Origin of the sequence: Actinoplanes sp. NPDC048796 (assembly GCF_040650035.1) — a bacterium.
Lineage (GTDB): Bacteria > Actinomycetota > Actinomycetes > Mycobacteriales > Micromonosporaceae > Actinoplanes.
The window spans coordinates 461,528-474,562 of record NZ_JBEZGO010000003.1 but is presented as its reverse complement, the minus strand read 5'-3'; the positions used below and the strand labels follow the sequence as shown (position 1 = coordinate 474,562).

Annotated in this window: 10 protein-coding genes and 1 pseudogene; 6 read left to right on the top strand and 5 right to left on the bottom strand. The window is 73.0% G+C overall.

Annotated elements, in window-relative coordinates; genetic code table 11:
• The first annotated feature begins 118 nt into the window (after positions 1 to 118).
• A complete protein-coding gene (locus AB0C26_RS15925; RefSeq protein WP_097317528.1) occupies positions 119 to 421 on the top strand; it encodes a WhiB family transcriptional regulator in 303 nt (100 codons plus the stop codon).
• A gap of 4 nt (positions 422 to 425) precedes the next feature.
• On the opposite strand, the gene AB0C26_RS15920 is transcribed toward AB0C26_RS15925, so the two are convergent.
• The 3 genes from AB0C26_RS15920 to AB0C26_RS15910 are packed head-to-tail and all read right to left on the bottom strand — an operon-like array spanning position 426 to position 3,431.
• Entirely contained in the window at positions 426 to 1,550 is a 1,125-nt protein-coding gene (locus AB0C26_RS15920) for an ArsA family ATPase (RefSeq protein WP_360247324.1), read from the bottom strand.
• Positions 1,551 to 1,606: 56 nt separating this feature from the next.
• A complete protein-coding gene (locus AB0C26_RS15915) occupies positions 1,607 to 2,560 on the bottom strand; it encodes an ArsA-related P-loop ATPase (RefSeq protein ID WP_360247322.1) in 954 nt (317 codons plus the stop codon).
• A gap of 25 nt (positions 2,561 to 2,585) precedes the next feature.
• On the bottom strand, positions 2,586 to 3,431 hold the full coding sequence (locus tag AB0C26_RS15910; protein ID WP_360247320.1) for a hypothetical protein: 846 nt from the start codon (positions 3,429 to 3,431) through the stop codon (positions 2,586 to 2,588).
• Between the two features lie 106 nt (positions 3,432 to 3,537).
• Between AB0C26_RS15910 and AB0C26_RS15905 the strand changes: the two genes are divergently transcribed.
• The 5 genes and pseudogenes from AB0C26_RS15905 to AB0C26_RS15885 form a co-directional block, all read left to right on the top strand.
• Positions 3,538 to 3,693, top strand: a complete 156-nt coding sequence (locus AB0C26_RS15905) for a DUF4177 domain-containing protein (RefSeq protein WP_015625975.1) — start codon at positions 3,538 to 3,540, stop codon at positions 3,691 to 3,693.
• Complete coding sequence (locus tag AB0C26_RS15900) at positions 3,690 to 4,178, top strand: RidA family protein (RefSeq protein ID WP_360247318.1); 489 nt, start codon at positions 3,690 to 3,692, stop codon at positions 4,176 to 4,178. Before AB0C26_RS15905 ends, AB0C26_RS15900 begins: the two co-directional genes overlap by 4 nt.
• Positions 4,179 to 4,301: 123 nt before the next feature.
• A complete protein-coding gene (locus AB0C26_RS15895; RefSeq protein WP_360247316.1) occupies positions 4,302 to 5,102 on the top strand; it encodes an MBL fold metallo-hydrolase in 801 nt (266 codons plus the stop codon).
• The gene (locus AB0C26_RS15890) at positions 5,099 to 8,737 is read left to right on the top strand and encodes an adenylate/guanylate cyclase domain-containing protein (RefSeq protein WP_360247314.1); all 3,639 of its coding nucleotides are present in this window, start codon (positions 5,099 to 5,101) and stop codon (positions 8,735 to 8,737) included. The genes AB0C26_RS15895 and AB0C26_RS15890 overlap by 4 nt, the downstream gene beginning before the upstream one ends.
• 31 nt (positions 8,738 to 8,768) lie before the next feature.
• A pseudogene (locus tag AB0C26_RS15885) lies at positions 8,769 to 9,575 on the top strand (serine/threonine-protein kinase); the annotation flags it as partial.
• 120 nt (positions 9,576 to 9,695) lie between these two features.
• Here the strand turns inward: AB0C26_RS15885 and AB0C26_RS15880 are convergent.
• Both AB0C26_RS15880 and AB0C26_RS15875 read right to left on the bottom strand, forming a co-directional pair.
• Entirely contained in the window at positions 9,696 to 11,702 is a 2,007-nt protein-coding gene (locus AB0C26_RS15880) for a biotin carboxylase N-terminal domain-containing protein (RefSeq protein WP_360247312.1), read from the bottom strand.
• Positions 11,699 to 12,982 carry a carboxyl transferase domain-containing protein gene (locus AB0C26_RS15875; RefSeq protein WP_360247310.1) on the bottom strand — a complete coding sequence of 428 codons (1,284 nt, stop codon included), beginning with the start codon at positions 12,980 to 12,982 and terminating at the stop codon, positions 11,699 to 11,701. The genes AB0C26_RS15880 and AB0C26_RS15875 overlap by 4 nt, the downstream gene beginning before the upstream one ends.
• Positions 12,983 to 13,035: the final 53 nt, after the last annotated feature.

Sequence of the window (13,035 nt, the reverse complement as noted above, 5' to 3'; positions counted from 1 at the left end):
TAATCGCCCAACTACAGAGCATGATGGTCCGGCGAGCTAATCGCACGACGTCCGCGTGGCTCAGGGGGACACACGCCCCGCGGACGTCAGGGGGTAACGCTAGGGGGGACGTTTACAGATGGGGATGATCAGCGACTGGCCCAGCATGGCCGCGTGTCAGAGTGGCGACCCTGACGCGCTTTTCGTGCAGGGCGCCGAGCAGAACGTGGCGAAGAGGATCTGCCGCAGCTGCCCGGTTCGCTACGAATGCCTCGCCGATGCCCTGGACAACCGGATCGAGTTCGGCGTCTGGGGAGGAATGACCGAACGGGAGAGGCGGGCGCTGCTGCGCCGCCACCCGCACGTGGCGAGCTGGCGCAAGATGTTCGAGGCCGCGATGAAGGACAAGGGCGCCGACAAGGTGCTGGTCCCGACCCGCTGAGCCACTAGGCGAGAAGCGCGCCGATCGTCCGCAGCCCGTCGACGTCATGGACGTCGGCGGGCTGCGCCGTGACGGAGACCGAGGGCACGGCGGGAAAAGCGTCGGTGAAGGTGGCGGCCACGCGTTGCTCACGCTCGGTCTGCCGTACGAGGTTGGCGTGGATCCGCAGGGCGCCGGCGGTCAGCTGGTTCTCGCCGGCGGCGTCCAGCTCCGCGGCGGCCTCCTCGCTCCGGTCGGCCGGCAGATCGGCCACCTCGGAGCGGTGCATCCGGTTGAGCACCAGACCGGCCAGCGGCATCCGCTCGGCCACCAGGCGCTCGGCGAAGTACGCGGCCTCGCGTACGGCGTCCCGCTCCGGCGCCGCGACCAGCAGGAACGCCGTCTGCGGGTCCTGCAGGATGCGGTACGTCTCGTCGGCCCGCTGCCGGAAGCCGCCGAACATCGAGTCGAGCGCGGCCACGAAGCCCGACAGGTCGGTGAGCAACTGGGCGCCCAGGACCTTCTGCACCGTACGGGAGAAAAGCCCGAAAGACGCGGTGACCAGGCTGAACATGCTCCGGCCGCCGGAGCGCGCCGGCGCCAGCAACATGCGCAGCATGCGGCCGTCGAGGAACCGGGAGAGCCGGGCCGGCGCGTCCAGGAAGTCGAGCGCCGAACGGGACGGCGGGGTGTCGACGACGATGAGGTCCCACTCGTCGGTCGACCGCAGCTGACCCAGCTTCTCCATCGCCATGTACTCCTGCGTACCGGCGAAGGTCGAACTCATGGCCTGGTAGAACGGGTTGGCGAAGATCTCCGCGGCGCGCTGCGGCGTGGTGTGCTGCTGCACCACCTCGTCGAAGGTGCGCTTCATGTCGAGCATCATGGCGTGCAGCTCGCCGCCATTCTCGCCGTCGATGCCCTTGACCTGGCGGGGCGTGTTGTCGAGCTCGCTCAGGCCCATCGACTGGGCCAGCCGCCGGGCCGGGTCGATGGTGAGCACGACCGTGCGACGGCCGTGCACCTCGGCCGCCCGCAGGCCGATCGCGGCCGCGGTGGTCGTCTTGCCCACCCCGCCGGCGCCGCAGCAGACCACGATCCGGATGGCCGGATCGGCGAGCAGACCGTCGACGTCCAGCACCTCACCCACTACTCCAGAGTAGTCCGTACTTGATCCCACGGACGGCGACTGTGTCCCGGTCCGCATCACGCGCGCATCAGGGCCGCGGCCAGCTCGTCGAGCCCCGCCTGGTCGACGCCGCGCGGCAGCAGGGGCAGCTCGACCAGGGGCAATCCGGTCTCGGTGAGCTCCGCCCGCAGCGTCTCCTCCAGCTCCTGCCGGGTGAGGTAGTCCTTCACCTCGGTGGCCAGGCCGGTCACCGTGCCGGCGTCGGTCGGCAGCCCGGCCTCGGCCAGACCCCGCTTGAGCTCGGCTTTGGTCACCCGGCCGGCGGTCACGAGGGCGGGCCGGGTGGCGTTCAGGATGATCCGGCCGACCGGGATGCGCAGCGCGTTGAGCTCGGCGATCGCGTCCAGCGTCTCCTGCACCGGCATCTCCTCGAGCAGTGTGACCACGTGCACCGAGGAGATCGGCGAGCGCAGCAGCGCGGCGACGCTGTCGCTCTGGGTCTTGATCGGGCCGACCTTGGCCAGCTTGGCGGTCTCGGCCGTGACGTTGAGGAAGCGGCCGATGCGGCCGGTCGGCGGGGCGTCGAGGACCACGGCGTCGTACGCCCGCTTGCCGTCCTGGGAACGGGTGGTGGCCTCTTTGACCTTGCCGGTGAGCAGCACGTCACGCAGGCCGGGCGCGATGGTGGTGGCGAAGTCGATGGCGCCCACCTTGCGCAGCGCCCGGCCGGCCGCGCCCAGGTGGTAGAACATGTCGAGGTATTCGAGCAGGGCCTCCTCGGGGTCGACGGCCAGCGCGCGCACCTCGCCGCCGCCCGCCACCTGGGCGATCCGCAGCTCCTTGTAGGGCAGCGGCTCGGTCTCGAAGAGCTGGGCGATGCCCTGCCGGCTCTCCACCTCGACCAGCAGCGTGCGCTTGCCGCCCGCGGCCAGGCCCAGGGCGAGGGCGGCGGCCACGCTGGTCTTGCCCGTGCCGCCCTTGCCGGTCACCACGTGCAGCCGCGCCGGCCACCTGCTTACTCGCTCGCCCATGAAATCAAAGGTAGCGGGGAGCCGGTCAGCCGGTGACGTCGCAGACCAGCCAGCCGGTCTTGCGGATCACGGTGAACCGCAGGTCCTGGGCCGCGGTCTTCTCGTCGGCGGTCGACATGGTGACCTGCACCGCAACCGTGGCGCGATCCTCGTCGTCGCCGGCCACCGTCGGCTCGGCCCAGCGGAACACCGGGTCGCGGTAGCCCTCGGCGTACGCCTTGATCTCGTCGACCCGATCGGCGATCTTCCGCTTGTCGCGGGCCTCGCGGCAGACCAGGTCGTCGGCGGCCGCCGCGTCCTGCTGGGTGTAGACGGCGGTCAGGAAGCGGTCGACGGCGGTCGCCGCGTCGGGCGAGCCGGGATTGTCGGCGTTACGGAGCAGGAAGTACGCCGAGACGGCGCCGCCGCCGCAGAGCAGCAGCGTGCCGGCCAGCGCCACCGAGACCCACAGGGCGCCCTTGCGGGATCTCGGCTGCTGCGGCGGGCCGGCCCAGATGGGCTCGGGCGGGGCGGCGGGCAGCACGGAGTGGTGGTAGGCCAGGTGTTCCGGCGGGGTGGTCTGCCACTCGCCGGGCGCCTCGTGCTGGGCGTGCCACGGCGAGGTCGGCGGCGGGGCCTGCCAGCCGGCGCCGGCCGGAATGACCTGGGTCTGGTCGTGGGGGGTCTGGTCGTGGCCGGCGGTCTCGTCGGCGAAGGCGCCGGGCGGCGGCCACTCCCGCTCGGCGGGCTCGGGGGCCGCGTCGATGAAGGAGACATGTGGCGGCTCGGGCGCCGGGATCGGCTCGTCCGGCGGGATCGGCTGGGGCGGCTCGGGCGTGGGCACCGGCTCGGGCTCCGGGTGCCCCGGTTGACCGCCCTGCGGGTGCGTCATGTCGCCCTCCGTGATGTGCGATGTCCGGCTTGCTCAGCCTAGTCAAATCGGCCCGATCGTGGGCCCTAAGCTGGGCGCGGTACCGACGATCAGGGGAGTAGCAGCGATGCAGAAGTGGGAGTACGTGACCGTGCCCCTGCTGGTCCACGCGACCAAGCAGATCCTCGACAACTGGGGCGAGGACGGTTGGGAATTGGTTCAGGTCGTTCCGGGCCCGAACCCGGACCAGCTGGTGGCCTACATGAAGCGGGCGAAATCGTGACGCTGCCGATCGCCGGCGAGGGCGGCGTGGACGCGTACGCCAAGCTCGCCGAACTGGGTTTGACCCTGCCGACCGTCGTGCCGCCGCTGGCGTCCTACGTCCCGGCGGTGCAAACGGGCAACTACGTGTACGTCTCCGGGCAGCTTCCGCTGGTCGAGGGCAAGCTGCCGTACGAGGGCAAGGTCGGCGCCGAGGTCACGGCGGAGCAGGGCACCGAGCTGGCCCGGCTGTGCGCCCTCAACGCGATGGCCGCGATCGAGTCGCTGGTCGGCCTGGGCCGGGTCGGCAAGGTCGTGAAGCTGACCGGCTTCGTGGCGTCGGCGCCCGGATTCACTGGTCAGCCCGGTGTCATCAACGGAGCCTCGAATCTGTTCGGTGACGTCTTCGGCGAGCAGGGCCGGCACGCCCGCAGCGCGGTCGGCGTGGCCGAGCTGCCGCTGAACGCGCCGGTCGAGGTCGAGGTCATCGTCGAGTTGGCCGAGTAGCAGTACCGGTTAACAGAACCTGATCTTTCAACCTTTTTGGTTGCTATCCGTAACCTGAGCAGGCACTGAGATCGCACATCCGGTCCTCTCCGTTCACCCCATGCGCGACGTAGGATTTCGCGCATGGGGGGTGCTGCGCCTGAGGGGCTACCGGACTGGGTGACGCTGCTCCGCGCGCCTAACCCGGGGCCGATGACCCTGGACGGCACGAACACGTGGGTGCTGCGCGCGCCCGGCGAGACCCGCGGCGTCGTGATCGACCCGGGTCCGCTGGACGAGTCCCACCTGCGCCGGATCGCCGGCCACGGCCCGTTCCACGCCATCTTGATTACTCACGGTCACCACGACCATGTCGAGGGTGCGGCCCGTCTGTCCGAGCTTCTGGGCGGCACCCCGGTGCTGGCGGCCGATCCGGCGCACGCGATCCCGGCCGAGCCGATGGCGAGCGGGCACCTTCCCGTCGACGGCCTGACGGTCGAGGTGCTGGCCACGCCGGGCCACACCGCCGACTCGGTCAGCTTCCTGGTGAACGGCGAGGCCCTGTTCACCGGCGACACCATCCTGGGCCGGGGCACGACGGTGGTCGCGCACCCCGACGGCGACCTCGGCAAGTACCTGTCGAGTCTCCGGCGCCTCAGCGCGTACGAAAAAATTCTGATGTTGCCCGGCCACGGACCGGCCCGGGACGACGTGTCGGTGGTGGCCCGGGAATACCTGTCCCATCGCGAGGAGCGGTTGGCCCAGGTCACGGCGGCGATGCGGGCCGGCGCCGAGACGGCCGAACAGGTCGTCGACATCGTTTACCCCGACATCGATCCGGCCGTCCGGTTCGCGGCGATCTGGTCGGCCGCGGCCCAGCTGGATTACCTGAATCACAAAAACCGGGAATCAGGAACACTCGCAGGCGGGTTGGATCGGCTGTGACCTGTCCTGTGTGTGGAACCGTCGCCATCCCGGGCGCCCGTTTCTGCCACAACTGCGGCGCCGCTCTGCCGGCCGCGGCGACCCTGCCGGCGGCCGAGCGGCGCATCGTGACCGTGCTCTTCGGCGACCTGTCCGACTTCACCTCCTGGTCGGAGGACCTCGACCCGGAACGGGTGGGCGCGGTGACCGACCGCGTGCTGGCCGCCCTGGCCGGCGCGGTGAAGACGTTCGGCGGGCACGTCGACAAGCTCACCGGCGACGGCATCATGGCGGTCTTCGGCGCCCCGGTGGCGCACGAGGACGACGCCGAGCGGGCCGTGCGCGCCGCGCTGAGCATGCAGCGTGCCGTCCGGCGGGTGCTGGACGACGAGCGCGGTGGTGGCGCCCCCCTCGGCCTGCGGGTCGGCCTCAACACCGGCGAGGTGGTCGCCGGCATGCAGGCCGGCATCGAGTACACAGTCATCGGCGACACCGTGAACACGGCGGCCCGGCTGGCCGACGCGGCCGCCGTCGGCGCCGTCTACGCCGGCTCGCGCACCAGCGGCGGTACCCGGCACATCGCCTCCTGGCGGCAGTTGCGCCCGCTGCGGCTCAAGGGCAAGCGCGAGCCGGTGCCGGCGTTCGAACTGCTCGGCCTGCACGACGCGCCCGGCACCCGATCGGGCCTGGGCGACGAGGCGCCGTTCGTCGGCCGCGAGACCGAGCTGGGCCGGGTGGCCGGCCGGCTGGCCGAGGCGATCGACGCCGGTACGCCGCGGGTCATGGTCATGACGGCCGAGGCCGGCATCGGCAAGTCCCGGTTCGCGGGCGAGGTCAAGCGACTGGCCGCCGGCTACGACGTCGGCAACGGGCGGTACGCCGCGCACGCCGGGGCCCGGGTGCTGCGGGTGCGCTGCCGCGCGTTCGGCGAGCGCCGCCGCTTCGCGCCCCTGGCCGACCTGGTGCGCAAATCGGTCGGCTTGCCCAAGGACGTGGTGTCCACGGTCGGCCGCACGGTGGTCGAGGAGCGCCTGCGCAAGCTGGCCAGCCGGCTGGGCCCGGTCCAGCTCGACATCGACCGGCTGCTGGCCCTGCTCGGCTACGGCGAGGCGCCGGCCAACCCGGTCGGCCCCGCGGCCAGCGCCGACTGGCAGCCGACCAAGCGGCTGGACGCCGACGCCATCTCGGTCGCGGTGGCCGAGCTGCTGTCCGCCCTCGCCGCCGAGACCCCGCTCGTGGTCATCGTCGACGACCTGCACGACGCGACGGCGTCGACCGTGGACGCTCTCGGCCGGACCCTCTCGCTGCTCGACGGCCCGGTGGTGGTGCTGCTGCTCGGCCGGCCCGAGCTGGTGCGCACGGCCGGCGCGCTGACCCGGATGGCCGACGCCGAGGTGCACACGCTGCCGCCGCTGCGCGGCGCGGACGCGTCCCGGCTGCTCACCTCCTATCTGAACGGCGGCAAGCTGCCGCAGCCGGACACCGACCGGCTGCTCGCCACCGCCCAGGGCAACCCGTTCTACCTGGCCGAGATGGTCACGCTGCTGATGGAGCGGGGCGCGCTCACCCCGGCCGTCGGCGCCAACGCGGCCGGCAAGTGGATGCTGGCCGACGGCTCCCTCGGCCGCCAGCTGCTCTCGCGTGACCTGGCCGCCGTCCTGGCCGCCCGCATCGACGCGCTGCCGCCGGAGCCGCGGTCGGTGCTGCGCGACGCCGCCGTGGTCGGCGACACGGTGCCCTCGGGCGTGGTCGAGGCGCTGCGCGAGCGCCGCGCGGCCAGCGACGCCCGGCCCGGCGCGGTGGCCGCGGTCGAGCTGGAACGCTCGGTCGACGAGCTGCTTCAGCGCCGCATGCTGCACCGGGTCCGTGGCGGCTACGCCTTCACGACGCCGCTGATGCGCGAGGCCGCGTATTCCGGCATCGGCAAGGCCGACCTGGCCGACCGGCACTCCTACCTGGCCAACTGGGCCGCGCCCGAGGCGATCGACCGGCTCGGCTACGACAGCGCGAGCCGGCTGAGCCTGAGCGAGAACGAGCGGGACGCGTTCGTGGCCACCCACGCCGAGTGCGCGGTCGACCTGGCCGACGCCGTGCGCCTGCGACCCGACGCCGCCGTGCGGGACGTGGCGCCGCTGGGTGTGGCCGCACTGGGCCGGATGGCCCGGCGGGCGCTGGCCAACATCGAGCCCGGCGCCTCGATCGAGTACGCGGAACGCGCCGCCCACCTCGCTCCCGACGGTGTGCTGCCCCTGCCCGACCAGCTCGTCTACGCCCGGGCGCTGCTGCGGCTGGGCCGAGCCGAGGAAGCACTCGAGTACGGCGAGAAGATCGCCGTGAGCGCCGACGGCGAGCCGGTCAGCAAGGCCGAGGCGCTGCTCGTGGTCGGCCGCGCGCACGAAGCGCTGGGCGACACGAACAAGGCGGTGGCGGTCTGGCAGGAAGCGCTCGAGGTCGCTACCGAGGCCGAGCTGCTGCCCGAGCGGGCGAACGCGATGCGCCGCCTCGGCATGGCCGACTTCCTGGGCGGCCGGCTCAGCCAGGCCAGCAGCCGGTTCGCCGCGGCCTACCAGGTGACACTGGCCGCCGGCGACCGGCACGGGCAGGCCTGGGCGCTGCAGAACCTGGCCTGGGTGACCACGACCCGGGGCGACTTCGCCGGTACGGACGCCGTGCTCGGCCGGGCGGCGCGGCTCTTCGCCGAGCTGGGCGACCCGGTGGGCCGCTCCTGGCTGCGCGGCACCACGGCCTTCGCCCGGTTGCTGGCCGGCCGCCTGCAGGAGTCGCGCCGGCTGGCCCGGGTCTTCCTGCCGTTCGGCGACCGGGTCGGCGAGGGCTGGGCGGTGGGCACGCTGCGGGCCGTGGAGGCGTACGCGGCGGCCGAGCTCGGCGAGCTGGCCGAGGCCGACGGTGAGGCCCGCCGGGCGTACCGGGACTTCAACGCGGTGGCCGACGACTGGGGCCGGGGTCTGGCCCTCGTCGTCCGTGGGGCCATCGCCCGTGGGCTCGGCGAGTTCGACCACGCCTTCGACCTGCTGACCGACGCTCTGGGCTACGCCGACAAGACCGGCCACCCGCTCCTGCTCGGCATGGCCGGCACGCTGCGTGGCTTCGTGGCCATCCACCGGGGCGACCTGGCGCAGGCCGAGGCCGACGCGCGCCGGGTGATGACCGCCGTGGAGCCGCACAACCCGCTCGCCCCGGCCCAGGTCGGCCCGCGGGTGCTGCTGGCCGAGGCGCGGCTGCGGGCCGGTGACGCGGCGACCGCGATCGGGCTGCTGGCGCCGATCGCCACCGACACGGGCACGCCGTCGCTGCTCTTCTCGCGGCGGCACGCCCTGGCCTCGTACGCGGGCGCCCTGCTGGCCGACGGCCGGGTCGAGACGGCGATGACCTGGATCGAACGGGCCCGTGAGGTGCCGGCCGAGGACGTGCGCAGCGGCGTGCTGGCCGCGATGGTGCACGCCCGGGTGCTGGCCGCGGCCCAGCGCTACGACGAGGCGCGGGAGGCGGCCGAGGAGGCGGTCCGGCTGGCGTCCTCGACCGAGCAGACGAGTGAGCGCTGCGCGGCCGAGGATCTGCGGGACGCGCTCACGTCGGCGGGCTCCGAGCCGCCTCCGCCGGAAACTGTCGCGTACGCGTCCGACGTGCCCGGATGATCTCCGGGTCCTCTGGGATATTTTCAGACACATGACCGAGACCCCGCGCGGAGCACTGCCGGTCCCGTACGTGCCCGGCATGTCCGGACTGTCGGTCATGGCCCGTGGCGGATACGCGACCGTCTACCGGGCGATGCAGGACTCGGTCGGCCGTGAGGTCGCCATCAAGGTGGAAAATCGCCGCCTCGAGAGCGACCGTGACCAGGCCCGTTTCCTGCGCGAGGCGCGCGCCGCGGGCAAGATGTCGTCCCACCCGCACGTGGTCGACCTGTTCGACGTCGGCGTCACCGTCGACCAGCACCCGTACCTGATCATGGAGCTGTGCGACGGGTCGTACCTCGACCGGATGCGCCGTGCCCCGCTCGACGCCGCGGAGGCCCGCGACCTCGGCATCAAGATCTCCGACGCGCTGATCCACTCGCACGCCAACGGGGTGCTGCACCGGGACGTGAAACCGGCGAACATCCTCTACTCGGAGTTCAACTCGGCCGTGCTCGCCGACTTCGGCCTGGCCGTGCTGGGCGAGATGCGCGACTCGTCGGTCACCCTCGAAGTGCTCACCCCGGCCTACGCGCCGCCGGAGATGTTCCGGCACGACGACCCGTCCGACGCGGTCGACGTCTACGCGCTGTGCGCCACCCTGTACGCGGTGATGCGCGGCCGGCCCCCACGCTGGGACGGCGACCGCAGCCCCAGCCTGATCACCCTGATGGACCTGTTCAACCAGCCCATCCCCGACCTGCCCGGCGTGCCGCCGCAACTGACCCAGGTGCTGCGGTACGGCATGGCCAACGACCCCAACTCGCGGCCGACCGCCCGGCAACTGCGCGACCTGCTCACCGCCGTCCAGCTCGACGGCGGCCCGGCACAGCACATCCCGCCGCCGCGGTACTCGCACGGCGACGAGACGCCGACCGTACGCACGGTGAAGCAGACCAAACGGAAGTGGCTGTTCGGTCTACTCGGGATCGAGGACCGCTAGCAGCTCGCCGGTGTCCACCTCGGTCCCCGGGTGCACCGGCAGCGAGGCCACCACGCCGGCGCTGGGGGCGTGCACCGGGTGCTCCAGCTTCATCGCCTCCAGGGTGAGCAGCAGCTCCCCGGCGCGCACCCGCTGACCCGGCACCACCAGCACCCGGCGGACCGCGCCGGGCAGCGGGGCGATCAGCGAGCCCTCGACCGTCTCCGGCGCCGGCAGCGGGAAGCGCGACAGCTCACGCAGTGCGACCGAGCCCTCCGGGCTGTCCACGTACGACACCTCGCCCACCCGGTGCACGTTGAAGGTCAGCCGGATGCCGTTGACGTCGAGGACCACCTGTTCGTCCCCCGCCCGTACCACCGCGGTCTCGGGGTAGTCGGCGACCACCGGCGCCTGGCCGAGGCCGGCCAGGTCCAGCTCCTCCGGGTCCACCGCCCGTACCCACCAGCCGGCCAGCTCGCCGTGCCGGTTCATCCGGTAGCCGACCTCCACCGGGCCGGCCGGGCCGTCGTACACGGCCGTCTGCGAGCCCGAGGGCACGTTGCGCCAGCCCGAGGGCACGGCCGCGAGCACGGCGGCCTCGGCGCGGCGGGCGGCGGCTCCGGCCAGGGCCGCGGCCAGGCACGACAGGCGTACGGCGTCGACCGCCGACAGGAGCGGGGCGAACACCTCCGGCCGCCGGTCGAGGAAGCCGGTGTCCACGTCGCCGGTGCGGAAGGCGTGGTGCCGCAGAGCCCGTACCAGAAGGTCGCGGTTGGTGGCCACGCCGTGGATCTGCGACCTGGTGAGCGCGGAGGCCAGCATCCGGGCCGCCTCCTGCCGGGTCGGCGCCCAGGCGACCAGCTTGGCCAGTGTGGAGTCCTGGTGGGCGGCGATCACCGAGCCGTCCTCGACCCCGGCGTCCAGCCGCAGTCCCGGCGCCGGCAGCGGGCGGAACCGGCTCGCCACGTCGGGCACGGCGAAGCGGTGCAGGGTGCCGGTGGCCGGCAGCCAGGCGTACGCCGGGTCCTCGGCGCACACCCGCACCTCGATGGCGTGCCCGCGGATCGGCGGCGGTCCCGGCATCGGCAGGCTGCCGCCCTCGGAGACCAGCAGCTGAAGGCGGACGAGGTCGTATCCGGAGACGCACTCGGTGACCGCGTGGTCGGCCTGCAACGTCGGGGTGAGCTCCATGAACCAGAAGTCGCCGCGCGCGTCGAGCAGGAACTCGACCGCTCCGGCGCCGACGTAGCCGAGCGCCCGCACGGAGACGATCGCCGCCCGGCACAGCTCCTCGCGCAGCCCGGGGTCGACGGCCGGGGACGGCGTCTCCTCGACGATCTTCTGGTAGCGGCGCTGGATCGAGCACTCGCGCTCGCCGAACGGCACGACCGCGCCGTGCTCGTCGGCCAGGATCGGCACCTCGATGTGGCGCACGTCCTCGACGTACGGCTCGCAGTAGACCTCGCTGCCCACCTCGCGGCGGGTCGAGGCGATCGCCTCGGCCAGCGTCGTCGCGTCCCGGACCACGCGCAGCCCGGTGCCGCCGTTGCCGGTGTCCGGCTTGATCAGCACAGGGAAGCCGGGCACCTGCGCGGGGTCGGTGTAGCTGGGCAGCACCGGCACCCGGGCCTCGGCGACCAGCGCCTTCGTCTCGGTCTTGCTGCGCAGCAGGCCCAGCGTCTTGGCCGGCGCGCCGACCCAGATCATGCCGGCGTCGGTCACCGCCGAGGCGAAGTCGGGGTCCTCGGCGAGCTCGCCGTTACCGGGGTGGATGGCGTTCGCCCCCGAGCGCTGGGCCGCCGTGATGATCAGGTCGCCGCGCAGGTACGACGACCGGGGGGTGCCGCCGTCGAGGCGTACGGCGTAATCCGCCTCCCCGACGTGCGGCGCGTCGGAGTCGGCGTCGGAGTAGACGGCGACCGTCTCGATGCCGACGAGGCGGCAGGTGGCGAACACCCGGCGGGCGATCTCGCCACGGTCGGCCACCAGAAGACGTCGGATCACTGGTCTACCTTTCCGGGTCGGAACACGCCGATGTGCCCGGCGCCCTCGACGGTCGCGCTGTGCGCGGCGGAGAGGCAGAGTCCGAGGACGGTACGCGTGTCGCGGGGGTCGATGGTGCCGTCGTCGTCGCCGTTGGCCACCGGGCCGTCGGCCGGCCAGCTGAAGGCGAAGCGGGGATCACCGGTACGGCCGCTGTTGAGGGCGAACAGCGGCACGGTGGAGTGCGCGAGCGCGTCGATCTCGCCCGGGCCGAACGACTCGGCGGTCTCGTCGCGCTGGATCAGCAGCAGCGACGTGTCGGTGGCGTTGGCCAGCTGGATGAAGTGCACGGCCTTCTGGGTCTCGGCCGGGGTGTGCGGCGCGCCCGAGGCGGCCAGCACGCCGACCGGGTAGCCGTGCAGCTCGCCCCAGCCGGCCAGCAGGGCGGTGCCGACAGCCGGCTTGAACTCGTCGAAGTCGCTGCCGTCGAGAATGCGGGCGAGCAGTTCGCGGGGTTCGTAGAGGGCGGTCAGCGCGAGCAGGTCCTCAGCGTCGTACTTGGGCTCGATCGGCGGGAAGGTGCGCGGTCGTGGGCCGCGCTTGCGCCAGTTGAGGCGGCGTACGCACTGACGGGCCAGGCGCAGCCCGTCCCGCTCGTCCTCGGCCAGCTGGTCGGCGACGTCCTTGGTGGCCCGGGCCGGCTGCGGCTTGACGGTGATCGTGTAGTCGGAGAGGGCGGGCAGGTAGGCGGCGATCCCCTCGGCCGGTCCGAAGACCACACAGATCGCCGGGACCCGGTCGGCCGCCAGCCGGCTCAGATCGCGGGCGATCCCGCCGCGCGGCTGCGGCCCGCCGGGCGCGGTCTCGGCGGCCGACTCGACCAGGTTTACCAGAGGCAGGCGATTGCACGAGGCGATCCGGGCGGCCCGGCGGATCTTCTCCACGGCGTACGGGTTGACGGGCCCACCGTCCACGGTGGGATCAGTGGCGATGATCATGCACTCGACACCCTCGACGGCACCGATGCCGGTGACCACGCCGGCGCCGACCGGGAACTCCGTGCCCCAGCCGGCCACGGGGGAGAGCTCGAGGAACGGGCCGTCCTGGTCGAGCAGCATCTCGATGCGCTCGCGGGGCAGCAGCTTGCCGCGGGCGTGGTGCCGGGTGACCGCCCGCTCGCCGCCGCCGGCCCGGGCCTCCTCCAGCGCGGCCTCGAGCCGGGCCAGCCGGTCCATGGCGGTGCCGCAGCCCTCGAGGTAGCCGGGGGTGCGCGGATCGAGGGCAGTGTCCAGCACGGTCACGATGGAACCCCTGCCATGTTCAAAGCCGCGCCTCTCGTATCCGCCGGTGCCTC

Bases quoted from the DNA above. Each gene is read 5' to 3' on its own strand.
- AB0C26_RS15925 (WP_097317528.1), top strand. From the start codon at position 119: ATGGGGATGATCAGCGACTGGCCCAGCATGGCCGCGTGTCAGAGTGGC.
- AB0C26_RS15915 (WP_360247322.1), bottom strand. From the start codon at position 2,560: ATGGGCGAGCGAGTAAGCAGGTGGCCGGCGCGGCTGCACGTGGTGACC.
- AB0C26_RS15910 (WP_360247320.1), bottom strand. From the start codon at position 3,431: ATGACGCACCCGCAGGGCGGTCAACCGGGGCACCCGGAGCCCGAGCCG.
- AB0C26_RS15905 (WP_015625975.1), top strand. From the start codon at position 3,538: ATGCAGAAGTGGGAGTACGTGACCGTGCCCCTGCTGGTCCACGCGACC.
- AB0C26_RS15895 (WP_360247316.1), top strand. From the start codon at position 4,302: ATGGGGGGTGCTGCGCCTGAGGGGCTACCGGACTGGGTGACGCTGCTC.